General features: G+C 55.5%; 19 protein-coding genes, 1 pseudogene, 1 riboswitch and 1 other annotated feature. Of the genes and pseudogenes, 10 read left to right on the forward strand and 10 right to left on the reverse strand.

Going from position 1 to position 24,536, the window contains the following annotated elements:
• Positions 1-38: 38 nt before the first annotated feature.
• The 5 genes from NYE48_RS02265 (at position 39) to nfsA (ending at position 6,163) form a co-directional block, all read left to right on the forward strand.
• Positions 39-239 carry a copper ion binding protein gene (locus tag NYE48_RS02265; protein ID WP_036713454.1) on the forward strand — a complete coding sequence of 67 codons (201 nt, stop codon included), beginning with the start codon at positions 39-41 and terminating at the stop codon, positions 237-239.
• Positions 240-403: 164 nt separating this feature from the next.
• The gene (locus tag NYE48_RS02270) at positions 404-2,845 is read left to right on the forward strand and encodes a heavy metal translocating P-type ATPase (protein WP_340996639.1); all 2,442 of its coding nucleotides are present in this window, start codon (positions 404-406) and stop codon (positions 2,843-2,845) included.
• A 65-nt stretch (positions 2,846-2,910) separates the two neighbouring features.
• Positions 2,911-3,140, forward strand: a binding site (T-box leader).
• An 85-nt stretch (positions 3,141-3,225) separates the two neighbouring features.
• Positions 3,226-4,788 (forward strand): 2-isopropylmalate synthase, encoded by a 1,563-nt coding sequence (locus NYE48_RS02275; protein ID WP_340996642.1) that lies wholly within the window; start codon positions 3,226-3,228, stop codon positions 4,786-4,788.
• Between the two features lie 34 nt (positions 4,789-4,822).
• Positions 4,823-5,302, forward strand: a complete 480-nt coding sequence (locus tag NYE48_RS02280) for a YbaK/EbsC family protein (protein WP_036713458.1) — start codon at positions 4,823-4,825, stop codon at positions 5,300-5,302.
• A 117-nt stretch (positions 5,303-5,419) separates the two neighbouring features.
• Complete coding sequence (gene nfsA / locus NYE48_RS02285) at positions 5,420-6,163, forward strand: oxygen-insensitive NADPH nitroreductase (RefSeq protein WP_340996645.1); 744 nt, start codon at positions 5,420-5,422, stop codon at positions 6,161-6,163.
• Between the two features lie 21 nt (positions 6,164-6,184).
• Here the strand turns inward: nfsA and NYE48_RS02290 are convergent, their stop codons facing one another.
• The 6 genes from NYE48_RS02290 to NYE48_RS02315 all read right to left on the reverse strand — a co-directional run bounded on the left by NYE48_RS02290 (position 6,185) and on the right by NYE48_RS02315 (position 10,843).
• Positions 6,185-6,964 (reverse strand): TatD family hydrolase, encoded by a 780-nt coding sequence (locus tag NYE48_RS02290; protein WP_341000588.1) that lies wholly within the window; start codon positions 6,962-6,964, stop codon positions 6,185-6,187.
• Positions 6,965-7,172: 208 nt separating this feature from the next.
• Positions 7,173-7,634: a DUF3888 domain-containing protein gene (locus NYE48_RS02295; protein WP_212948678.1), complete on the reverse strand. Its 462-nt coding sequence runs from the start codon at positions 7,632-7,634 to the stop codon at positions 7,173-7,175.
• A gap of 172 nt (positions 7,635-7,806) precedes the next feature.
• Positions 7,807-8,640, reverse strand: a complete 834-nt coding sequence (locus NYE48_RS02300; RefSeq protein WP_212948680.1) for an ABC transporter ATP-binding protein — start codon at positions 8,638-8,640, stop codon at positions 7,807-7,809.
• 30 nt (positions 8,641-8,670) lie between these two features.
• Positions 8,671-9,432: an ABC transporter permease gene (locus NYE48_RS02305; protein WP_340996648.1), complete on the reverse strand. Its 762-nt coding sequence runs from the start codon at positions 9,430-9,432 to the stop codon at positions 8,671-8,673.
• Positions 9,429-9,722 carry an MTH1187 family thiamine-binding protein gene (locus tag NYE48_RS02310; protein WP_036713464.1) on the reverse strand — a complete coding sequence of 98 codons (294 nt, stop codon included), beginning with the start codon at positions 9,720-9,722 and terminating at the stop codon, positions 9,429-9,431. Before NYE48_RS02310 ends, NYE48_RS02305 begins: the two co-directional genes overlap by 4 nt.
• 74 nt (positions 9,723-9,796) lie before the next feature.
• Positions 9,797-10,843 (reverse strand): ABC transporter substrate-binding protein, encoded by a 1,047-nt coding sequence (locus tag NYE48_RS02315; protein ID WP_212948684.1) that lies wholly within the window; start codon positions 10,841-10,843, stop codon positions 9,797-9,799.
• A gap of 179 nt (positions 10,844-11,022) precedes the next feature.
• Positions 11,023-11,134: riboswitch (TPP riboswitch) on the reverse strand.
• Positions 11,135-11,329: 195 nt separating this feature from the next.
• Between NYE48_RS02315 and NYE48_RS02320 the strand changes: the two are divergent.
• The 3 genes and pseudogenes from NYE48_RS02320 to NYE48_RS02330 all read left to right on the forward strand — a co-directional run bounded on the left by NYE48_RS02320 (position 11,330) and on the right by NYE48_RS02330 (position 14,946).
• Positions 11,330-12,365 (forward strand): annotated as a pseudogene (locus tag NYE48_RS02320) (GerAB/ArcD/ProY family transporter).
• Positions 12,362-13,801, forward strand: a complete 1,440-nt coding sequence (locus NYE48_RS02325; protein WP_340996650.1) for a spore germination protein — start codon at positions 12,362-12,364, stop codon at positions 13,799-13,801. Before NYE48_RS02320 ends, NYE48_RS02325 begins: the two are co-directional and overlap by 4 nt.
• Entirely contained in the window at positions 13,798-14,946 is a 1,149-nt protein-coding gene (locus tag NYE48_RS02330; protein WP_246536746.1) for a Ger(x)C family spore germination protein, read from the forward strand. Before NYE48_RS02325 ends, NYE48_RS02330 begins: the two co-directional genes overlap by 4 nt.
• Before the next feature lie 24 nt (positions 14,947-14,970).
• On the opposite strand, the gene NYE48_RS02335 is transcribed toward NYE48_RS02330, so the two are convergent.
• A complete protein-coding gene (locus NYE48_RS02335) occupies positions 14,971-16,215 on the reverse strand; it encodes an MFS transporter (RefSeq protein ID WP_340996653.1) in 1,245 nt (414 codons plus the stop codon).
• A gap of 205 nt (positions 16,216-16,420) precedes the next feature.
• Here NYE48_RS02335 and NYE48_RS02340 point away from each other — a divergent pair, with 205 nt between their 5' ends.
• Positions 16,421-16,840: a pyridoxamine 5'-phosphate oxidase family protein gene (locus tag NYE48_RS02340; protein WP_036713466.1), complete on the forward strand. Its 420-nt coding sequence runs from the start codon at positions 16,421-16,423 to the stop codon at positions 16,838-16,840.
• Between the two features lie 245 nt (positions 16,841-17,085).
• The gene (locus NYE48_RS02345; RefSeq protein WP_340996654.1) at positions 17,086-19,365 is read left to right on the forward strand and encodes a bifunctional 2',3'-cyclic-nucleotide 2'-phosphodiesterase/3'-nucleotidase; all 2,280 of its coding nucleotides are present in this window, start codon (positions 17,086-17,088) and stop codon (positions 19,363-19,365) included.
• A gap of 628 nt (positions 19,366-19,993) precedes the next feature.
• Here the strand turns inward: NYE48_RS02345 and NYE48_RS02350 are convergent.
• The 3 genes from NYE48_RS02350 to NYE48_RS02360 form a co-directional block, all read right to left on the reverse strand.
• Positions 19,994-22,309, reverse strand: coding sequence for a glycoside hydrolase family 65 protein (locus NYE48_RS02350; RefSeq protein WP_340996655.1), 2,316 nt, complete (start codon positions 22,307-22,309; stop codon positions 19,994-19,996).
• A 72-nt stretch (positions 22,310-22,381) separates the two neighbouring features.
• Entirely contained in the window at positions 22,382-23,053 is a 672-nt protein-coding gene (gene pgmB / locus NYE48_RS02355) for a beta-phosphoglucomutase (protein WP_212948692.1), read from the reverse strand.
• 255 nt (positions 23,054-23,308) lie between these two features.
• Positions 23,309-24,346 (reverse strand): LacI family DNA-binding transcriptional regulator, encoded by a 1,038-nt coding sequence (locus tag NYE48_RS02360; RefSeq protein ID WP_036713468.1) that lies wholly within the window; start codon positions 24,344-24,346, stop codon positions 23,309-23,311.
• Positions 24,347-24,536: the final 190 nt, after the last annotated feature.

Genomic DNA, 24,536 nt, shown 5'->3' on the forward strand with positions numbered 1-24,536 from the left:
CTGCCGGGATGAACCAAAATCCGAGGAGGAAATATACCATGAAAAGCGTAACTTTGAATGTTCAAGGAATGTCCTGCAGCCATTGCGTCAATGCGATCGAAGGCGCCATGAAGGAAATCGGCGCAACAGGCAAAGTCGATTTGGCCGACAACAAAGTAACGGTGGATTTTGACGAAAATAAATTAAGCCTCGAGAAAATCAAGGAAGCCATCGAAGAGCAAGGCTACGATGTAGTTTAAGATTTTCGGCGGGGAATTTCCGGCGGCGGCTGACCTTATGACAGGTCGGCCGCCGCCTTTTTGTTTTTTATTTTGCGCCGGCGCCAAGGTTTGTCCTTCTGAGAATGAGCCGTCCTGCATATAATACGCCAACAGGGTATGACTTGCGGAAAGGAGCCGGGACTATGGAACGGAATACGGGGAACCGGGAGCACGAAAGGCAAGCGACGCTGCTAATTACCGGGATGACGTGCGCCGCCTGCGCGGCCCGGATCGAAAAGGGCCTCGGCCGGATGGAAGGCGTCGCGCGGGCCCATGTCAACTTGGCTTTGGAGCAGGCGACCGTCTCCTACGACCCGAAATATACGGATCTGGGAAAAATGGAGGAAAAGATCGCATCGCTCGGCTACGGGATGATGAAGGAGACGATGGATTTCGATATTACCGGGATGACGTGCGCCGCTTGCGCGGCCCGGATCGAAAAAGGGCTCGGCCGAATGCCCGGGGTTACGCGGGTAAACGTAAACCTGGCGCTGGAGACGGCCCGCGTGGAATATGCGGCAGGCATGGTCACCGTAAAAGACATGGAGAAAAAAGTGGAGCAGCTCGGCTACAAAGCCGTGCCGAAACGGGAAGCGAAGGACAGCGCCGAGCTCCGCCGGCAGGAGATCGGCCATAAACGCTTCAAATGGATGATGGCGGCCATTCTTTCCCTGCCGCTCTTGTGGGCGATGACACAGCACTTCCCCATGACGTCCTGGATTCCGGTGCCTTCGCTGTTTCTAAATCCATGGTTTCAGCTGGCGCTGGCGACGCCGGTCCAATTCCTGATCGGCGGGCAGTTTTATGCGGGCGCCTATAAATCGCTGCGGAGCGGAAGCGCCAATATGGACGTGCTGGTGGCGCTCGGAACGTCTTCGGCCTACTTTTACAGCTTGTTCCTGACCATCCGCTCCCTCGGGTCGGACATGCACCACCCGGCGGAGCTGTATTACGAAACGAGCAGCGTTCTGATTACGCTGATTCTGGTGGGCAAATGGTTCGAAGCCTTGGCCAAAGGCCGCTCTTCCGAAGCCATCAAGAGCCTCATGGGGCTGCAGGCAAAAAGCGCGCTTGTGCTCCGCGACGGGCGCGAGACGAGCATTCCGATCGACGAAGTGAATACCGGCGATACGGTCATCGTGAGGCCGGGCGAAAAAATACCGGTAGACGGATGGGTGCTTCAGGGCGTGTCCTCGGTCGACGAATCGATGCTGACGGGGGAAAGCCTCCCTGTCGCCAAACGCGAGGGCGATGCCGTCGTCGGCGCGACGATGAACAAAAACGGCATGCTGCGGATCCAGGCCGCCAAGGTCGGCGGCGATACGGCCTTGGCCCGGATTATCAAGGTCGTGGAAGAAGCCCAGGGCTCGAAGGCGCCGATCCAGCGGATCGCCGACGTCATCTCGGGCATTTTCGTTCCGATTGTCGTCACGATCGCCATCGCCACGTTTCTGGTGTGGTATTTCTACATTCTTCCCGGGCAGTTCCCGGCCGCGCTCGAAAAAGCGATCGCCGTGCTGGTCATTGCCTGCCCGTGCGCGCTTGGACTGGCGACGCCGACATCGATCATGGCCGGCTCAGGCCGGGCCGCCGAGCTCGGCATCCTGTTCAGGGGCGGGGAGCATCTGGAAGCGGCCCAGGGGATCGAAGTCGTCGTGCTGGATAAAACGGGGACGGTCACCAGCGGCAAGCCGGTGCTGACCGACGTCATCCCGGCGCCGCTTATGACGCAGCAATCGCTGCTCCGGACGGCGGCGGCCGTCGAGCGCAAGTCCGAGCATCCGCTTGCCGAAGCCATCGTGGCCGGAGCGCTCGAGCGGAGCAAGGCGCTGCCGCTGCCGGAAGCGAAGGACTTCGAAAATTTGCCGGGATACGGCGTTTCCGCCAGAGTGGACGGGCGGCCCGTGCTTGTGGGCACCCGCAAGCTGATGGAAGAGCGGGGCATCCGAATCGATCCGGCCATACATCCGATGAGGCTGCTTGAGGATGCAGGCAAAACGGCGATGCTTGTCGCCGTGGACGGCAAATACGCAGGGATGGTCGCCGTGGCGGATACGATCAAGGGCACCTCCCGCGAGGCGGTGTCCCGTCTGCATCAATTGGGCATCGAAGTCATCATGGTTACCGGCGATAACGAGCGTACGGCCAAAGCGATCGCCGACCAGGCGGGGATCCGCCGCGTGCTGGCCGAGGTGCTGCCGGAAGCCAAAGCCGATGAGGTCAAAAAGCTGCAGCAGGCGGGCAAACGCGTCGCCATGGTCGGCGACGGCATCAATGACGCGCCCGCGCTTGCCACGGCCGATATCGGCATGGCGATCGGCACCGGAACGGACGTGGCAATGGAGGCGGCGGACGTCACGCTCATGCGCGGAGACCTGAACGGCATCGCCGACGCCATCCTGATGAGCCGCCGGACGATGGGGAACATCAAGCAGAACATGTTCTGGGCCCTCGCCTACAACACGATCGGCATCCCGATCGCCGCCGCGGGTTTTCTGGAGCCGTGGCTGGCGGGAGCGGCGATGGCTTTCAGCTCCGTATCGGTTGTGCTGAATGCGCTTCGCCTGCAGCGGGCGAATCCGTAAAAATCCGATGGTAAAGGTTGACAAAGAAAAGCATCATGCCCTATAATAGCCAATAATTTATAAAACCAAATGTAAGGATTAGAAATAGTAGAGGTGAAAGGACCTTTCAGAGAGCCGTTGGTTGGTGCGAAACGGCAGCGTCGATCACTTTGAACTCGTCTATGAACAGCTGCCCGACATTGTAGGGTTAGACGGCTTCCCCCGTTACAGGGATAGATGGTGATGGCCATCGAAAGAGATCATTTCGTTATGGAATGAATTAGAGTGGTACCGCGGGTTCAACCTCGTCTCTATACAGAGACGGGGTTTTTTTGTTGGTTAAAGTCCGGGTTTAACCAACAATCCTTCACTATATATCAAAAATTTGGGAGGAATGAACAATGAACCGTAACATTATCGTTTTGGACACGACGCTGCGCGACGGGGAGCAGGTGCCCGGCGCAAAACTGAACGTGCAGCAAAAGCTCGAGTTTGCCCAGCAGCTGAAGCGGCTGAACGTGGACATCATCGAGGCGGGGTTCCCTGCGTCTTCCGCCGGCGACTTTCAAGCGGTCCAGGAAATTGTGCGCACGGTCGGCGACAAGGTATCGATTACGGCGCTGGCGCGCGCGGTGAAAAACGACATCGATGCCGTATATGAAAGCATCAAGCTTGCGCAGCATCCGTTCATCCATATCGTGCTCGGCACCTCGAACATCCATGTGGACAAAAAATTCAACCGTTCGAAGGAAGCCGTCATGCAGATGGGCGTCGACGCGGTCAAATACGCCAAAACGCTGCTGCCTGAAGTACAATACTCCACCGAGGACGCTTCCAGGTCGGACTTCGAATATTTGTGGCAAACGATCGAAGCCGTCGTCAAAGCCGGCGCGACCATCATCAACGTGCCCGATACGGTCGGGTACGCCGTGCCGGAGGAGTTCGGCGAGCTGATCCGCAAAATCAACGAGCGGCTGAAAAACTTGAACGACAAGGTCATCCTGAGCGTCCACTGCCATAACGATCTGGGGCTGGCCACGGCCAATACGCTGAGCGCGATCCATAACGGCGCCGACAAAATCGAGGTGACGATCAACGGCCTGGGCGAACGGGCAGGCAACACCTCGCTGGAGGAAGTGGTCATGGGCCTGAAGGTCAGAGAAAACTATTACGGCTGCAAGACCAACATCCAAACGACGGAGCTGCTCAAAACGTCCAGATTGCTGACCCATTTGACGGGGCTGGACGTGCAGGTCAACAAGGCCATTACGGGCGAAAATGCTTTTGCCCATTCCTCCGGCATCCATCAGGACGGACTGCTGAAAGACCGCCAAGTGTACGAAATCATGACCCCGGAAGAGGTCGGCGGGGAAAGCATGGAATTGATTTTGACCGCCCGCTCGGGCCGCCATGCCTTCAAAAACGCGGTGGAGAAAATGGGCTTCGACGTCAGCAACGCGGAGGATTTCGAAGTGCTGTTCGGCAAGTTCCTCGCGCTGGCGGACGCCAAAAAAGAAGTGTACGACCACGACGTCTTTTACCTGGTGACCAATCACCGGACGCTGGACGAAAGCGCAAGCGGCCATTTGTATGAGCTGGATTCGTTCCAGGTCGTCACCAACGATCTGTATCCGACGGCCACCGTCAAATTGAAAAAAGGCTCCGAAATATACAAAGACAGCGCGGTGGGCGACGGCCCGATCGACGCGTTGTACAGCGTGCTCAAATCGCTCGTCGGGCTGGACGTGCAGCTGAAGGATTATAAAATCAACAGCCTGTCCCGAGGCAAAGAAGCCGTAGGCCGCGTCAACATCCGGGTCGAATACCAGGGCAAAATCTACTCCGGACGCGCCATGGACACGGACATCATCAAAGCAAGCGCGCTGGCGTTCCTGAACGGCATCAATGCCGTGCTGCTGGACGCTTCGGCGGACGCTTCCGGGGCGGCGCCGGCTGTTCAGTGACTTTTCGCATGAAAAAGGAAAGGAGGCTCCCGAAATGAGCAGATTCAAGGAAAGCGCCCAGAGGTTTCAGGACGTTCTGGCTAACCTGGGATACGAACGGCATACCGTCATCGAATTGCCGGACAGCGCACGGACCGCCCAGGAGGCGGCCGAGGCGATCGGGTGCGAGGTGGCGCAAATCGCGAAATCGATCATTTTCCGCCTGCAAAGCTCCGGTCAGCCGCTGCTGGTTGTCGCAAGCGGAGCGAACCGCGTCGACGAAAAGCGAATCGCGGATTATGTACACGATACATTAGGCAAAGCCGACGCCGATTTCGTGCGCGAGCGGACGGGGTTTGTCATCGGCGGGGTCGCCCCGGTCGGGCACCGGGAAAAGATGATCACCATCATCGACGAGGATTTGCTGCAATTCCGGACGATATGGGCTGCGGCCGGGCATCCGAAAGCCGTGTTTCAGCTGACGCCGGGCGAGCTCGTCGCGATGACGAAAGGGCAAGTGATGCCCGTAAAATAAAACGAAGGATCAAATGGGCGCAAAAGGCAAGGCTTCCGCAGCATTGAGACGAGGGTACGAGGGGATTATCATAGAAGATGTAACCGTACAGATACGATCAGGAGGAGATTATCCAACATGAACGATACGATATCTTTATTGATGAATCATCGATCGATCCGAAAATTCAAGGACCAGCCGGTCACCGAGGAGCAGCTCCGAACCATCGTTTCCGCCGCCCAAATGGCTTCCACCTCAAGCAATGTGCAGGCGTACACCGTCATTGCGGCGACGGACCCGGAACTCAAAAAAAGATTGGCGGAGCTGGCGGGAAACCAGGCTTACGTGGAGCAATGCCCGGTATTTCTCGTCTGGTGCGCCGATTTGTACCGACTGAAGCAGGTGACGGCGGAGCCGCTGCAGGGCCGGGAGTCGCATGAGGATACCACCGAAAACTTTATCGTCGCGACGGTGGACGCCGCGCTGGCGGCCCAAAACGCGGCCATTGCGGCGGAATCGCTCGGCCTGGGCATCGTTTACATCGGGGGCGTCCGCAACCGGATTGCCGAACTGTCCGAGCTGCTCGGTCTGCCTGAGCTGGTATACCCGGTGTTCGGCATGTGCGTCGGCGTTCCCGACCAGGAGCCGGGACAGCGCCCGCGCCTGCCGATGCCGTCCGTGCTGCACTATAACGGCTATTCCAAGGAACAAAGCGTGGCCCCGGTCCGGGAATATGACGTGACGATGGCCGCATACCTGAAGGAGCGGACCGGCGGCAAAAGGGATGCGACTTGGTCGCAAGTGATGGCCGACCGATTGAGCGAGCCGATTCGCCTGCACATGAAGCCGTTTCTGGACGGCAAAGGGTTCATGAAGAAATAAGCCGCCGGGCGCGCGGCCCGGTTAAATCCCGTAAAAACGCCTTGCGTTCGAATATAAGCGCTGCCGGGCTTCTTGCAGGGAAAAGCCTTGGAGCCGGCTCCATTCTTCCGCTACCGCGGCGGTCATCCGCGGATGGGTCATCTGCCCTTCGAACGGACCTTCAAACGGCCACGGGCCGTCGGTTTCGGACATGACCTGACCGGGAGGATAGACGCGGGCGAGTTCGCGGATTTCCGGCTCATATACGATATCCGGCGTGAAAGAAACGTAGTAGCCGTTTTCTGCCATACGCCGCACCGTAGCGGGCGAGCCTTTGAACCAATGGAAATGGGCCCGCTTCACGCCGTACCGTTCAAGCAGACGGCAGGCGGCGTCGGCATCCTCGTATACCGCATGAAGCACCACCGGCTTGTCATGTTCCTTGGCGAAGGCGATAAACCGTTCCAGCAGCTCCTCGTAAGGTTTGCCGTCGAACGGCCGGCCGGCTTCTTCGGCTTCCTTGCGCGTATAATACGGTAGACCGACTTCGCCGACGGCGACCATGTCATCGGCATGCCTCCGCATCCAACCCAGCAGCTCGTCCACGTCGCTTGGCGCCGGGACGGGCTGTTCCGGGTGGTATCCGAAGGCCGGATAGACCAGGGAGGGGTATTGCCGGGCGAGCCGCAGATTGCTGCGTGCCGATTCCAGGTGCATGGAAACGGTAATGACGCCTGCGATGCCGGCAGCCGGCAAACCGGATAGCATGTCCCGCTGCTGCGCATGGTCGTAAGCATCCAGATGGATGTGGGCGTCGATCAGCGGAGCCGCCTGTTCGTCCCGGGAAGGTTGGGCTTGAACGCTGTCGGCCGGGCCGGCTGCAAACAGAGGATGCGAATTCGGTTCAGGAGCAAAATTCACGGGTAAGATCCCTCCTTATTAGTCGTTCATCATGCGAATTATTCATCGTATGAACATGATTATAACAAATAGGCTTCGAGGGAACCCGAAAAGGAGCGTTTTTCCGGTGTCAGCGATTTTCCGCGCCGACCTTCAGCATATGCTGATAATTCGGAGGCAGCTCGTAGGTTTGCAGATGGCGGAAAGCGGCCAGCTTGACTCTGTCGGGGAACAGCGGAGAAATTTCAATCGTCATCCGGTCTTTTCCGACGCCGATATGCGGTCCTAGAACAGGGGAGACCTCAAGCGTGACGGAGAAGTGAAAGCCCCGGTCTCCCGGACCGCCGTTGACCCGTGTGGCCTGAAGGATTTCGATTTCGTAGGGATAAACGAGCGGATTCGCCGTGAGCAGGTTTTGGTAATAATCGTTTACGGCGTTTTGGATTTCGGGAAGAAGCAGCTCCAGCATCATGTCTTGGTACAGCTGCAGCTTCGGCTCTTTCGGCTGAAGCTCCTCCGCGGCGGCAGCGGCGGGGCAAGAAGACAGGAAAACGGACAAGAGCAGCACGGCCGATCGTAGTTGGGATTTCATCGTTTCACCTCGTATACAACGTTCCCCTGAATTGGATGAAAATATGCGGCCTGCAAAACGATTCGAACATGATCAGAGATCAAGAACATCATCGGTGATCTATACAAAACGGCCCGTGCATGGGTTCCTTCGGGGAACGGCAAGCACGGGCCGTTATTTATGCGGCCGAATCTTAAGTGGCTCCTTGCATTTTCAGCTGCTCTTCGCGCAGCCAGCCGGACAGCTCGCGTCTGAGCCGGATGAAATCGGGATGCTCGATGATGTCCTCGCGGCGCGGCCGTTGGAACGGCACGTCGATCTCGTGAAGCACCGCGGCCGGCCGGCTCGAAAACACGTAAATACGGCTGGATAGCAGCAGCGCCTCTTCAATATTATGCGTAATGAAGAGCACCGAGCGGCGGCTCTCCTCCCAAATATCGAGCAGCCAGCGCTGCATGTCGCTGCGGGTCAAGGCATCGAGCGCGCTGAACGGCTCGTCGAGGCACATCAGCTCCTGCGGGCTGAGCAGGGCGCGCAGGAAAGCGGCCCGCTGCTGCATGCCGCCGGACAGCGTATGCGGATGGTTTTTCTCGAATCCGCCGAGCCCGACCTTACCGAGCCATCGGCGGGCATTTTCGCGGGCTTCCCGGTCAACCTTCCCTTGAACCTCCTGGGACAGCAGAACGTTGTCTTCGATCGTCCGCCATGGGAACAAGGCCGGCTGCTGCGGCATGTAGCTGATATGTCCCTGCTGGCCCGTTACGTCCGCGCCGTTCATGCTTATGCTGCCCGCATCCGGTTTGACGAGGCCGCCGATGATATGGAACAGCGTGCTTTTGCCGCTGCCGGAGGGTCCGAGGATGGAGACGAATTCGCCTTTGCCCACGGTCAGCGTCACGTCGTCCAGCACCTGCAGCCGGCTTCGCTTGGACCGGAAGGTTTTGCTGATGCCGGCCGCTTCGAGGGCGGGAACGGTTTGATTATCGCCGGTTTTCAGGGCAGCCGGCTTTTGTTCCAGCGTTGACATAGGTTTTAGCAGCTCCTTTCTTTTCCGGTATCAGTTATCCTGTTTCGGTTTCCAACGTACAAGCCATTTTTCAAGCAGGGCGATGAGGCCGAACAGGAGCAGGCTTAGCGCCACGATGATCATGATGGCGACAAACATGCGATCGGTGCGGTAGCCCGATTTTTGCAGCATCATATAGTATCCGATCCCCTTGTCGGCACCGATCCACTCCGCAATGACCGCTCCCATCACGCTGTACGTCGCCGCGATTTTGACGCCCGAAAAGATCGCGGGCAGCGCGTGCGGCAGCTCCAGCTTGGCGAAAATTTGCCGCTTGTTCGCGCCGATCATCCGCATGTAATTCAGCATGACCCGGTCGGTCTGCTTCAGTCCGCCCATCGTGGCGACGGCCACGGGGAAAAAGCAGACCAGGGTAATGACGATCAGCTTGGGCAGCAGCCCGAAGCCGAACCAGATCATCAGGAGCGGGGCAAGCGCAATGGTCGGAATGTTTTGGCTCAAAATGAGCAGCGGGTACAAGGCCGACTTGAGAAACGGGATCAGGTGCAGGATCAGCGCGATGATCAGCCCGACCGCCGTTCCGATGATAAATCCTTCAAGCGTCAGCCTCACCGTTGCCCCGACATGGCCCCACAGATCCCCGGCCCCGTCCGCGGTTTCCTTGGCGATATCCACCGGGGAAGGAAGGATCCATTTTTCGATATGAAACAGCGAGGTGCTCAGCTCCCATGCGACCAAAAAGAAGAGGACCGCCACAAAGGGCGGCCATACGCTATTCCACCAACGTCTCATGGACGGTATTTCTCCGTAAGCCGCTCCATGCTGATGCCGCCGGGACGATGGGCGATTTTGATCTGGGAAATGATGCTTGGGCTGCCCGCCTCCACAAGAGCTTCGTGCATGCGGCGCACGACGTCGAGCAATTCCTCGAGTTCGCCTTCCATCGTCGTTTCCAGCGGGTGCACCTCGTATTTGACGCCCGACTTTTGGATCACTTCGATGGCGCGGTCGACGTAAGCGTAGGAATCCTCGTTGTTCGGCGTTTTTGGAATGACCTGTATGCTGAGCAGGGTATGAGCCATATCAATCACGTCCTTATAAAATTTGATGATTGCTTTAATCGCGCAGCGGGGTCGCTTGGTACAGCGATCCTTACCTATTGTTGCGGCAAAAAGTCGTTCGTAAACGCGTTTTCGACATCCAGCGGTTTGTCGAGCAGCTTATGCTCGTACATCCAATCCGAATATCCTTTCCAAACCTGTTCCTTCTGCTCGCCCCAGCGCTTGGCGTCGTCCTGGTATTTCGGGCTGAGCCACTTTTGGCTGGCCATGACGAGATCCTTGTCGAGCTCGGGCACGGCTTTGATCAAGACATTGGCTGCATCCTCGGGATGCTCAATCGCGAATTGATAACCTTTGGAGGTAGCGCGCATAAACGCTTTGACCAGCTCCGGATCTTCCTTGATCTGCTTTTCATTGGTGACGAGGACCGGCGTGTAATAGTCCAGCTTGTCGGAGAAGTCTTTGACGTACAGCATATCGAGCGGCTCCTTGCGGAGCTCGGCTTCGATGCCGGTCCAGCCGTAGAAAATCCAGGCGAAATCGATGTCGCGTTTCACCGCCGTAAAATAATCCGCTTCGCCCATGTTGACGATTTTCAGCTTGCTGACGTCGGCCTTGTCGATGTCCATGATCGAATCGATCACGGCTTTTTCCACCGGAGAGCCCCAGCCGCCGTACGTTTTGCCTTCAAAATCCTTCGGCCGTTTGATGTTCCGGTCCACGGGCGCGGCAAAACCGGAAGTGTTATGCTGGATCACCGCCGCGATCGACACGAGCGGAACGCCTTGCGTGCGCGCTTGGGTGACGTTTTCCTGCACGCTGACGCCAAACGGCACCTTGCCCGATGCCACCATCGCCTCCGCGCCGCCGGCTCCCGGCTGCACGATGTCGACGTTCAGCCCTTCTTCTTCGTAGTACCCCTTTTCTTTGGCGACATAGAGTCCCGTATGGTTCGTGTTCGGCGTCCAGTCCAGCACGACTTTGACATCCTTCAGTTGTTTGGGCTCGCCGCCGCCGGCCGAGGAGGTTTCCCCTGAAGGCGTCCCCTGGCCCGTCGTTTGGGCGTTTTTGCTTCCGCAAGCGGCCGTAGCCAGCACAAGCAGGAATGCCAGCAAAAACAGTCCGATTTTTTTCGTTTTCATTGCGTTACTCTCTCCCTTATCCAGTTAATCCCCTTCATGCTGCAAAAGAATCGCGTTTCCATATCTGGAGGCGAATCACGGGACCGCGGCCGTCTTTATTTTCGCCGGAAGGTCCGATCATTCAACAAAAAAAGCGCCCCGGATGCGGGACGCTTAAGGCGCAAGGATGACATGGCGAACGCCATGACGATGGCTTTTCCTACGCTGGCATTACCCAGATCAGGTTTAAGGGTCAGTATCTTGAAGGGATACAATCTCAGCCGGCCGATTCCAGCACCCCGGATTCTTATGAAGTTAACGGGTTATTACATTGGTATTATAGTCCTAAGCTTGGAATAATTCAACGCTTTCGGCCGTGCGGCTGGCCAAGCCGGCGTATAAATGCTCGTAAAAATGCCACTATAAGGATGAAAGGAGTCTGGTTTTTACAGGGGGCTGAGGAAAATCAAAACAAGCATTTCGTTCATTCAGACGGTCATGATTTTGATGCTGAGCACCGGCCTGCTGAATCATGTCATCGTCATTCCCATTTTGCTTGACGCGGCAAAACGGGACGCCTGGATTTCGGTGCTGCTGGCATGCGGACTCACGCTCGTATGGGCGGCATTTCTTTATGCAGGCATGGCGAAACTCAATAAACGCCATCTGTTCGATTGGTTGGCCAAAGCCTATCATCCGATCGTGGGCCGCATGTTGGCCGTTTTCATTGGTTTGTATCTGTTTGCCATTTGCGCGGTGACGACCCGGGATACCGTATATTGGATTCATCTGACCTTCTCTCCCGAAACGCCCATTATGATCTTTTCTGTTCCTTCTGATCTCGGCTTTAAACGCCTTCTTGGGCATTCAATCCATTGCCAATACCGCGAGCCTTTTGCTGCCGATGGTGATTGTGCTTGGTTTTTTTGTCATGTCGTTTAATATGCCCCACAAGGACTACTCCTTGCTGAAGCCGATGCTTGAACTTGGCATGGGGCCCGTGTGGAAGGGGACGCTTTACGCGGGGGCCGGCTTTGCCGAAGTCATCATGATCTTCTTTTTGCAGCATCATATCCGAACGCGGATAACCTATGTTTCCTTGGCCGTCACGGTTTTGCTTTTTTTAGGACTCACCCTGGGGCCCGTCATGGGCGCCATCGTCGAATTCGGGGCGGACGAAGCGGGCAAGCTCCGGTTTCCTGCATACGAGCAATGGAGGCTTCTGAACATTGGACGATACGTCGAGCATCTTGACTTTTTTAGCGTCTACCAATGGTTCTGCGGCGCGTTTTTAAGAATTTCGCTCGCTTTGTTCCTCATTCTCGATGTTTTTCGGGTGAAGGGCAAAAAGGCGAAAGCGTGGGTGCTGGGGGGCATTTTTATCGCGATATTAATCATGATGGCCGTTCCTTTCAGCGACCGGTATTTTATGAAGGCCCTGTCCGTCTATGTGCTTCCCGTATCGGTGTGGGGAATAGCGGCCTTTTCGGTGATCATCACGGGGCTGATCGGCTTGGCCCGGCGAAGGGGGAGAATATCGTGAAAAGCCGTGAACGAAAGGAAGCCCAGGCCATCGAAGCCATCGTTGCGGAGCTGTTTGGATCAAGCTCGGATATCCGGAGAAAAACGATTCCGTTATCGGTACCGGGTTATTCGGTTCAGCTGATTTACTGCCAGGGATTGTCCGATACGGCAAGAGTGGAGCAATGGGTCGTGTCCGAACTGATGGATATATCGGAGCAGATCCTGCTGTCGGACGAGATGGATTGGCCGCGCAAAATTCCGTTCCCCATGGACCCGATCCCCGAGGACCAAAGGGAAGCGGCAATGAAAGAGACCGTGCTGGAGGGGGACCTCCTGCTGATCTTCGAGCCGTCGGACAGCTGCTACTCGATGATCATGGCCAATGCGCCCAAACGGCAGCCGGAGGAGCCGAACACGGAGGTTTCGACGAGGGGGCCGAGGGACGGTTTTATCGAGGACTCGTACACCAATATCGCTTTGATCCGAAGACGGCTGAAGACCCATCTCCTTGCCGTCGAGGAGTTTACGATCGGTTCCGAAACGTCGACGAAAGTTCATCTTCTGTACCATAAGGAGACGATCCAGGAGCATGTCCTGCAGGAGATCCGAACGAAACTTTCCCGCATGAACGTCAAAGGCCTTGTGAGCAACAGCCAACTCGAAGAGATATTGACGGGCTTCTCGCTTTTTCCGCTGATGACTTATACGGGGAGGCCGGACTATGCCGTGAACGCGCTGCTCCACGGGAAATTTGCGATCGTGATGGGCGGGGCTCCGACGGTGCTCATCGCCCCGGCGAGCTTCAACTTCCTGCTCAACTCCTCGGAGGACGCCCATCTCGTCAATGTCGTGGTTGCTTTTACGCGTTTTTTGCGGATGTGCGGCGTGCTGCTTTCCCTGTTCCTGCCGGGGTTTTGGATTGCGCTGACGACGTACCATCAGGACCAAATCCCTTTTACGCTGCTGGCGACCCTGGTGAATTCCAGGCAGGGCGTGCCGCTTCCGGCTCCCCTGGAGGCGATGGTGATGCTGCTGTTGTTCGAGATTTTCCGCGAAGCGGGCATGCGGCTTCCTTCCGCGTTTGGGCAGACCTTATCGGTCGTGGGCGGGCTGATTATCGGCCAAGCTGCCATCAGCGCAGGGATTGCGGGCCCGGGAACGATCGTCGTCATCGCCATATCGGTGCTTGCGACGTTTACTTTGGTGAACCAGTCCCTGGTCAACATCGTCAGCCTGTTTCGCATTCTCGTGCTTCTGATCAGCGGGCTGTTGGGGTTGTTCGGCACGCTGTTCTGCCTGCTGGCTCTGGTCCTGTTCATGGTCAACCTGCGCTCATTCGGCACTTACTATTTGTCTCCGGTAAGCCCTCCGAGATTCAGGGAGATGCATAAAATCCTGTTTCGGATGCCGTGGGGAAAAGGCGAGTTCACCAGCAAGGCGGGGAAAAAGGGATGAAAAACGTCATGCGTTGGGTCCGCTGCCTCCTTGCCGCGGCGCTCTTGACCGTTCCGCTTACGGGCTGCTGGGGAGCAAGGGAAATCGAACACATGATTTACGTCAATACGATCGGGGTCGATTACGTTGAAAACCGGGTTGTCGTCTACATCCAGATGGTTAATTTCAGCGGCATCGCCAAAAAGGAGTCGGGGCAGGCGCAACAGCAGAAGACCTCCGTCGGGAAAGCGGAAGGGACCTCGTTCGATGAGGCGATTTTTAATTTGTATGCTTCCAGCCCGCAAAGGATCTCGTGGAGCAACGTGAAGTCGATCGTTTTCAGCGAGGCTGCCTTGAAGCATGGCATCGTGGATCAGGTGCTGGATGTATGGGATCGTTATTACGAATTCCGGTATACCGTCTGGACGATGGCCACCCGGGATCCGTTGGAAGAGGTACTCAATACGAAATCCATCAACGAGCTGTCGGTTATCTACTCCCAGCTGAACAGCCCGATGCGGATCTATGAACAGAGCTCGGTCATTGCTCCGCTGTACCTTTACAAGTTTATATGGAAATGGAAGGAGAAGGGCGATACGGTTCTGCTGCCGTACGTCGAAATCATGCCGGGCTGGACGGAAGACGGGAAACCTTCGCCCAACGTCAGCATGACCGGGGTCTGTTTTTTGAATAACCATAAATTCCGTGGATGCCTTGTGTCGGAGGATATACTGGGTCTGAGATGGCTGGAAAAGAAAACAAGAAGAACCCCGCTTGCGGTCAAGCAGGAGAGAAAAGTACAGGCCATGATGGTCATGAACAAAATCAAGTCCTCGATCCGTCCGAAGCTGAGGCAGGGCAAGCCCGTTTTCGACATTACCGTGTCCATGCAGGCCACGATTCCGCAGCTCAACGCAAGCCTGAACAAGCGGGAACTGGAAATGGAAGCCGCAAGGGAAGTGAAGGAACAGGTGAGGGGAACCTATTTAAAAGCCCTGGAAATGGGCGTCGACGCATATGGGCTATCGGGCGTACTCCGCCGGAATATGCCCGATGCCTGGCACCGATTAAGCGCCAAGGGGGGCATCGATCTGGATTCGGGCAGCATCGGGAAGATCGATGTCAAGGTGAACCTGATCAGCGGCGGCATTTCGAAATTGAAATAAACGCCGGTTGCCCGCCGATTGCTTTTAGTTGCTGCAAGCCTCCTGCGCGATTTCCTGCCGTCGTTCGGCGGCTTGGAGCTGCCTGCGCTGCAAAACATATGCCGCGAAGCTGAGCGCAACCATAAAAAGCGTAAACAAAGCGAGCATCCACGAGGTTTGGTTCACCTCCAGATGGTCCATGCACCAGCCGATGATCAGGGGCAGCACCGCTCCCCCGACGCCGCCCGAGGCGATCAGGATGCTTGGCGTCGATTCTTCGGTTCCTGCCAGCAGCTTGCTCGCAAAGACAAGGGCGATCGAAAAGATGCCGGACATAAACAACCCAAGCAGCAGGATGACGGCAAACGCGGACCAGACCGCGGCGGTAAAAGGAAATACGGCAAGCAGCACCAGCGTGGCGGCGCAGCTGTAAAGCACGTACACGCGGTAATGGATCCGCTCGGCGACGGTCCCCGCGAAAATCCGCCCGACGGACATCGCGATCCAGAAGCAGGTGACGCTAAGCGCCGCGCCGGCTTCCTTCATGCCGATTTTTTCGATGAGAATGGCAGGCATGAAGTTGGCCAAACTCATTTCCGTGCCGACATAAAGAAAGAAAAAGACCATAAACAGCGCCAGGATTCCCCAGGATTTTCCCTGATACGGAAAACGTTTTTGGCCTGCAGCCTTGCTGGTGTCCGAACCGCCGACGTTTGCTGCCGGCTTCTTGGCACGGAGCTCCGCGTCGATTTCCCCAAACGAGCTTTTGGCCCACAGCAGCAGCGTCGCAAGAGCGAACAAGGAAATGACGAGGAAGGAAAAACGCCACCAGCCTTGGGAGATGAATCCGCTGGCAATCAGCGGCATCACCATCGCGCCGACTCCGAATAAGACTTCGAGCCGGCTCATGGCAACCGCCGTTTTTTCCTTAATCGCCGCGATGATGATCGTCCCGATGACCGCTTCGATCATGCCGAACCCAAATCCGGCGCATACCGCGATCGGGTACAGCCATCCCCACGGCGGCAGCAGCAGGTACGCAAGCTCGGCTGCGCAAAGCAGGGAAATGGCGATCAGCAGCCCGCCCCTTTTGCCGAAACGCCGGTTGAGAAGCGGAGAGACGAGAACGCCTGCCAGAAAACCGGCAAACTGGGTAAAAATGAGCGTGCCCCCTTGGCTGTATTCGCGGCCGTAATGTTCAAGCAGCACGGGGAGCACCGAGCCAAGCACCACATGGGCCAGCCCGATCAAAAAGTAGGATAGGCATCCGATCCATATCAATCGTTTCATGGTGACTCCTTTTAAAGGTGATATTTGCTTCATCCGGATTTTGACCGTCATTCCCGACTAGCATGTATGTTCATCATACTCGAAAACGGCTTCCAAAAGGCAGCTAAATATTGAAAAATCTTTCTGAATGATTCATCCCGTTCCGAAGCGGGCACACTACCTTTACAGCAGTTCACCGTTTTATTCGGAAGGAGAAGCATTGTACATGGAAACCCGGATCGTCATGGAGCAAAACATCGTCAAAATTTTGGACCACCATGAATATTGCGCGTTTGCCACCGTGGAGGGAAACAAGCCCAAGCAGCGGTATATGATGCTGTACAACAGGGGCCTCAGCATTTATCTCATTACGGACCGGAAGACGCATAAAGTGGAGGAGCTGGAGGAAAACCCGCATGTTTCCCTGCTGTTCGGGTATGAAAACGGGAGCGCCGAAGGCTGGGCGGAAATCGAAGGAACCTGCAGCATCACGAATGACGGGGAGCTTCGCGAGCACTTCTGGAAACCTGAATTCAAAGCCAGCTTTACCGGACCCGAGGACCCGGATTACGTCGTTTTGAAAATCAAGCCGATCCGCATGATCCATGTGTCGGAAAACGGCGAAAGACATGAATGGATCGAGTAAAAACACGGGCCTTTTGTGGGGTTTTAGGACTATATAAACGTATGTCACATCTTCCATAATACTCGGGACAGGGTCCCGGGTATTATTTTTTGGCCATTTGGATGCATTTGTCTTTATTTTGGCTGGAAATGGATTTAAACTACTAGTGGATCTAAAACATATTTAACCGCTGGTCACTTTAAAAAACGGTTACAAAAGGTCCATGCCATGTACTTATCAGGTACATATTTTCAAGGAGGGGTAACATGTCGAAGTCCCGTAAAAAAGTAGCAAAAACCATTACAGCCGCCGCCGTGGCATTCAATGTCCTGGCGCTCCCGTTTGCGGCCTATGCCGACGGAAGCACGGCGAACCCGAAGGTCAAACTCCGTTTGATGGAAACATCCGATTTGCATGTCAACATGGTCAACTATGACTACTATGCGGACAAGCCGACGGACGAATACGGATTCGCCAAAACGGCCAGCCTGATCAACGCTGCGCGCAAGGAAGCCAAGAACAGCCTGCTGTTCGACAACGGCGACCTGCTGCAGGGCAATCCGCTGGGCGATTACGTAGCGAAAGTAAACCCGCTCAAGCCGGGCCAAATTCATCCCGTATATAAAGCGATGGACTTGATGGACTATGACGCGGGCGGCGTAGGGAACCATGAATTCAACTACGGGCTCGATTTTCTGAAGCTGGCCGAACAAGGAGCCGACTTCCCGATCGTCAACGCCAACATTTACAAGGACGACGGGGATCAGGACGAAAGCAATGACGTGAACTATTTTACCCCTTATACGATCCTGAACAAAAAAGTGATTGACGAAAACGGCCAGGAGCAGACCGTCAAAGTCGGCGTGATCGCTTTTGCCCCGCCGCAAATCATGCAGTGGGACAGCGCCAATCTGGTCGGCAAAGTCATTGCCAAGGACATCATCCAGACCGCCAAAAAGTTCGTACCGCAAATGAAAAAAGAAGGCGCCGACATCGTCGTCGCGATTCCGCACTCCGGTTTCGAGGAGATTCCGCAAACGGAATTGATGGAAAACTCCGTGCTTTATTTGAGCCAGGTCGAAGGCATCGACGCGATCATGTTTGGGCATGCGCATAAAACCTTCCCGAGCGCCGAATTCAAGGGCAAAAAAGGGGTAGACCTCGAAAAAGGCACCATCAACGGCGTTCCTTCCGTCGAACCGGGATATTGGGGGGACCATCTCGGCATCATCGATTTGGACCTTGAAAAGGTGGACGGCAAATGGAAGGTCGTCGATTCCAAAACCGAAACCCGCGCCGTATACGACGTAACCAACAAAAAGGCGCTGGTCGACGCCGACCCGAAAATCGTCGATGCGGTAAAAACCGAGCATGACGCCACGATCGAATACGTTCGCGGTCCGGTAGGCAAAACCACGGCGCCGATCAACAGCTATTTTGCGCTCGTGCAGGACGATCCGTCCATCCAAATCGTCACCAACGCGCAAAAATGGTACGTGGAAAAGAACCTGAAGGGCACGGAATACGAAAATCTTCCGGTGCTGTCCGCAGGCGCTCCGTTTAAGGCGGGCGGACGTTCGGGCGCTTCCTATTACACGAACATTCCGGCCGGCACGATCGCGATCAAAAACGTGTCCGACCTGTACGTATACCCGAATACGGTGCATGCCGTCGTCGTCAACGGCGAGGAATTGAAAAACTGGCTTGAATGGTCCGCGGGACAGTTCAACCAAATCGATCCTTCGAAAACGACGGAGCAGCCGCTTATCAATAACGACTTCCCGACGTACAACTATGACGTCATCGACGGCGTGACTTATCAAATCGACGTGACGCAGCCGAACAAATACGACCTGAAAGGCAACGTGGTCAACCCGAACGCGAACCGCATCAAAAACCTGCAATTCAACGGCAAGCCGGTCGATCCGAAGCAAAAATTCGTGGTGGCGACCAACAACTACCGCGCTTCGTCTTCCAAGCTGGCAAATCCGGACGGCAAACGGATCATCATGGCGGCTCCGGACGAAAACCGTCAGGTCATTATCGATTACATCCGCGACAACGGCACGATCAATCCTTCCGCGGACAACAACTGGTCGTTTGCTAAGGTCGACAAAAAGCTGAACGTCACGTTTACGTCGTCTCCGGACGCCAAAGACTTGGTAGCGAAAAGCAAAAACATGACGTATGTCGGCGACGGAGGCAACGGATTTGCGAAATATGAGCTTGATCTGTCCGTAAGCGCGCCTGCGCCTTCGACGGAAACCGCGACGCCACCGGCGACGACTCCAACGCTTCCAACGAAACCGGAACAGCCTCCGGTTCCTACGGTTCCGGAGAAACCGTCGCAGCCTGAAACGAAGCCTGCACCTAAACCCGAACCGGCAAAACCGTCGACCATCGGCAAAGTGTATATCATCAAAAAAGGCGACAACCTGTACCGCATCGGACTCCGGTTCGGCGTGGATTGGGAGAAAATCGCCAAAGCAAACGGCATCACCAACGTCCGCGGCCTGAAAATCGGGCAGGAAATTATTATCCCGTAACTAAAAGTGACTTGTAATATCAATAAAAACAAGCCGGCGGTTGATGTTTGACCGCCGGCTTGTTTTGTCAAACTGCATCCATCAAAGGGACAATATTTACTGAGAGAAGGTAAACACTCCATCATATTTATGAAAGACTTGATTTCTATCATCGCTTTCTTTCGAACGAAAGGAAGCTGGTACTGTTTTGGATCCTTTATGATTTTTTTTCGATCCCGAGATCCCAATGTCTCTTTAAATCACAGCCCCTAATTATCGGCGAAATTGAAGCTTTTGCGACTGACGAAAATGTAGAGTATCACGGAACTTTTTCAAACGAATACGAAATTGGTTCAGAGATTTACTCGGTTGAGGGAATAGATCCTGCGAAAGCCATCGCAGTGAAATCCAAGGGAGTGTTCACCTTGTTGATAGAACAATCATTGAACATGAATCAAATCCCCTAGGTCTGCAATACGTATGAACCCCTTGGGGCAGCCGTTTGACTCGTCCTTGTGAAAACGGCCTCCCGTCATGTAAAGCCCGGTCAATAATACGCCAAGGCGCCGATCGTTGCCGTAGGGGCAAACGCTTGGCGAGTCCTTAAAATGGCGTGGTATGTCAGGCATGGACGGGAGGCAGCCATGAGCTAGCCTTGCAAAGCGTGCTCGATTTTGACATGGCTCAGGCCATGAACCGTATGTTTTTTTCCATAAACGCTAACTTCGGCAGCCGTTTCCGACTCGTTGGCCACGATCACGTCGTGCTCTCCGACGGTGACCTTCAGGCGCGATCCGCGGAACATGACCTTAAAGGAGAAGGACGTCCAGTGCCCTGGATTAAACGGATTCAGGCGCAGAACGCCGTCTTGAACCTTCAAGCCGCCGAAACCGTAAACGACGGACATCCAGGTGCCGGCCATGCTCGTAATATGGCAGCCGTCTTCGGTGTCGTTGTTGTAATTGTCAAGGTCGAGGCGCGATGTGCGCAGGTACATTTCGTACGCTTTTTCCCTGTAGCCCAGCTCGCATGCGATGATGGAGTGAACGCAAGGCGAGAGGGAGGACTCGTGCACCGTGAGCGGCTCGTAGAAATCGAAGTTCCGTTTTTTCGTTTCCAGGTCGTAGCGGTCTCCAAGGAAGAACAGCCCTTGCAAGACATCGGCCTGCTTGATGTACGCCGAACGCAAAATGCGGTCCCAGGACCAGTTTTGGTTCAGCGGCAGGTGGACCGGATCCAGCTCTTTGACGGGCGTCAGGTCTTTGTCGAGGAAGCCGTCCTGCTGCAGGAAGATTTGACGTTCGTCATCGAACGGATAATACATTTTGGCGATGATGTCCTTCCATTTCGAGGTCTCCGCTTCGGTCAATTCCAGCTTATCGATCAGCTCGCGATAACGCGATGGCTCGTTCTCCCGCAAATAATCGAGCACTTCCAGCGTATATTCCAGCGTCCAGGCCGCAATCCGGTTGGTGTACCAGTTGTTGTTGACGTTGTTTTCGTATTCGTTCGGCCCCGTCACGCCAAGCATCATGTATTGATCCTTCGCGGCGACGTAGTTGACGCGCTCCTCCCAGAAACGCGAAATTTCGGCGAGCACCTCCAGGCCGTATTGGCCGAGGTAGTCGATATCCCCGGTGTAGTTCACGTAATTGTAAATGGCGTAAGCGATCGCGCCGTTCCGGTGAATTTCCTCGAAGGTGATTTCCCATTCGTTATGGCATTCTTCGCCGTTCATCGTCACCATCGGATACAGGGCGCCTTTCGCGAAGCCGAGCTTGCGCGCGTTTTCCTTCGCCTTTTCCAAATGCTTGTAGCGGTAAATGAGCAGGTTGCGGGCGATGGAGCTGTCGGCGGTGCTCAAGTAAAACGGCAGGCAATAAGCTTCGGTGTCCCAATATGTGCTGCCGCCGTATTTTTCGCCGGTAAACCCTTTGGGGCCGATATTCAGGCGGTCGTCTTCGCCGGTGTAGGTCTGGTTCAGCTGGAAAATGTTAAACCGGATCGCCTGCTGCGCCGCGACGTCTCCTTCGATCACGATGTCGCTGTCCCGCCATTTATCGGCCCATGCCTGAACCTGCTCCCGGTACAGCGTTTCAAAACCTGCTTCCAACGCGCTGCGGAGAGCTGCACGCCCGGCTTCGATCAATTGGCCCAGGCCATGGTCGCGGGAAGTCACGTTGGCGGCATATTTGTAAACGACGACCTGCTCATTTGCAGCCGCTTCGATTTGCGCGCGGAAGCCGACGTATTTCTCTTTCTCGACCTGCTCGGTTTCGAGTTTCACGGCTTCGCCGTTTTTGGCGACTTCAAAGGCCATGACCGAGGTCAGGTGGAAATCGAGCTTTTTCGTTTTGACGGTCAGCGCTGCATCGCGTTCCCCGAATTCCTTCGCAACATCAACCCAAAATTTTTCGTCGTAGTTGGCGTCCCGGTTTTGCACGTCCCCGTCCAGATAAGGGGTGACCGTCAAGATGCCGTCAAAATTCAGCGGCGTAACCGCGTAACGAATGGCACCGATCTCTTGGCGGGCCATGCTGACGAAGCGGATCGCATCGACGCGGATTTTTTTGCCGCCTTCGAATTCGGCCGTAAACGCGCGCGACAACGTGCCTTCCTTCATGTTCAGCACGCGGGTGAAATCCGTGACCTTGCAGGATGCGAGATCGAGCGGCTGTCCGTCGACGGCGATATCGATCCCGATCCAGTTGGTGCTGTTCAGCACTTTAGCAAAATACTCCGGGTAGCCGTTTTTCCACCAACCCACGCGGGTTTTGTCCGGATAATAAACGCCGGCCATGTAGCTGCCCTGAAGGGAAGGCCCGCTGTACGACTCCTCGAAATTGGCGCGCTGCCCCATGTATCCGTTTCCAATGCTGAAAATGCTTTCGGATATTTCATGCAGATGCGGCTGAAAATCCTCTTCAACGATATTCCATGGATCGAGCTTTAAATACGGTTTCATTATCATCGGCTCCTTTGAATGTCATATTGGATTGGGAAACTCAGAAAAATTTCCAGGGAAATATGTAGAAAATTAGCGGGAAGAGAAGATTTTTTCCAGGCGGCGCAGCGACATTTCCCGCAAAGACGACACGACCGCACCGGCCCGGCCCAGCGTCGCAGGGGAGCCGACGCCGATGCTGCGCATGCCTGCGCGGATCGCGGCTTCGATGCCGGCCTCGGCATCCTCGAACACGACGCAGGCGGCAGGATCGACGCCTAGTTCCTGGGCACCAAGCAAGAACACTTCCGGATCGGGCTTGGCGCTGACCGTTTTGGTCCCGTCGACGATGGCGTCAAAATAAGGAGCCAGCTTCGTATTGTTCAGAATCGTCATCGCGTTTTTGCTGGCCGAGCCAAGCGCGACAAGCATGCCGCCGGCTTTCAGCTCCTTCAGGAAGTCCAGCGCGCCCGGAAGGATTTCGGATTCATCCATGCGGGTAATGTAATCCACATACCAGCCGTTCTTTTTTTCGGCGAGCGCCAGACGGGTGTCGTCATCGGGCGAGATGCCGCCGATGGAAAGCAAAATATCCAGCGAGGCCATCCGGCTTACGCCTTTCAGCCTTTCATTGTCCTGCTCGGTAAACTCGAAGCCAAGTTCTCCGGCAAGCCGCTTCCAGGCCAAATAGTGATATTTTGCGGTGTCGACGAGCACGCCGTCCAAATCGAACAGGCAGGCGCGAATCGGAGTATGAAGCGTCATGGAAAGTCCCTCCTCGAATATTGTGCAAACGTTTGAACGCGGACGGAAAATAAAAGAAGCACCGTTGATGCTCCGCTTATTTCGTACTCGTTTCATGGGGGAACATGCCGCTTTGGCGCAGGGCATGCCTGCTGCATCCCCAAGTTCCCAATCTATGCGGGAGAATCCCGCGGGGACGCCCCGATCGGGCGTCACGACTCTTATCTGTCCGGCGGCCGGCCATCAGCCCGGCGCGATTGGCAGCCATTCGTCCGGTTAGTTCTGTTTCGGCGGCGTGTAGACGGATGATTCCCGAATCACCAGCCGGTGGGGAATGATATAACGTTCTTGAAGATTTTTTTCCCCGTCATGTTGAATGGACTGAATCAATGCTTGCGATGCGGTGTATCCGAGATTATATATGCCGATATCCATGCTGCTGACCGGAGGCGACGCGAGTTCCGAGATCGAAAGATTGTTGAAGCTGACGATGCATAAATCTTCGGGAACCTTGTAGCCCAATTCGTGAAGGCCGCGCAGGACGCCCAGGGAAACAAAATCGTCCATCACCACCAGCGCCGTCGGGCGTTCGGGCAGATTCATGAAAAAGGACATGGCGCGGTAGCCGCTTTCCTGCAAAAATTCGCCTTCGACGATCCAGTCGCGGCGCATTTCGAGCCCGGATTCCTCCAGCGCGTTCGTGTAGCCCTTCAGGCGGTCGCGGGAAACGATATGGTTCGGCGGGCCGCTGACAAACCCGATCCGCCGATGCCCCAGCGAAATCAAATGTTTGGTAGCGTCGTAGGCTGCCTGCACGTTATCGTTGTCCACGGACAGGATGTCCGGATATTTTTCGCTTCGCCCGATCAGGACAAACGGGAACTGGTTTTTTTTCAGAAACTCGACGACCTGGTCGTCCCTTCGGGAATACAGCAAAATCGCGCCGTCGACCCGTTTGCCCTTGAGCAGCCGGGATACGGCTTCGACCTCCTCCTGTTCGCTTCCGCCGGAGCTGATCAGCACGTCATATCCCGAGCGGTTGGCCTGAGTGACGATGCCGCGAATCAGCTCCATGAAGAACAAATTCAGAAACAGCTCCTCGGCAGGCTTGGGAAGAATGACGCAAATGCTCTCGGTCGTTCTCGACACGAGGCTTTTGGCCATAATGTTCGGGTGGTATCCGAGCTCCTCCATCACGTCCCGCACCTTTTGGGACGTTTCCCGGCTGATTCTGGTATTGTTCGACAGCACACGGGACACGGTGGAGGGGGAAACGCCCGCCTTTTTGGCGACATCTTTTATCGTTACAGACATGGTGACCTCCCTGTGGAACCGTTTGCGTTCCTGGATAGACGGGAACCTTTGTTCAAATGTTCACCTTATTTTTTCACTTGATATCTTAATCCAAAGCATGCGCGCTTGTAAATACGGTTCATCCGGGTCCGTCCGAACAAGGCGCGGAAACGGCGGGAAATCCGGCAGATACAACCCCGTTTTCGATATT

The sequence above is a fragment of the Paenibacillus sp. FSL M7-1455 genome, assembly GCF_038004655.1.
GTDB lineage: Bacteria > Bacillota > Bacilli > Paenibacillales > Paenibacillaceae > Paenibacillus_AQ > Paenibacillus_AQ cookii.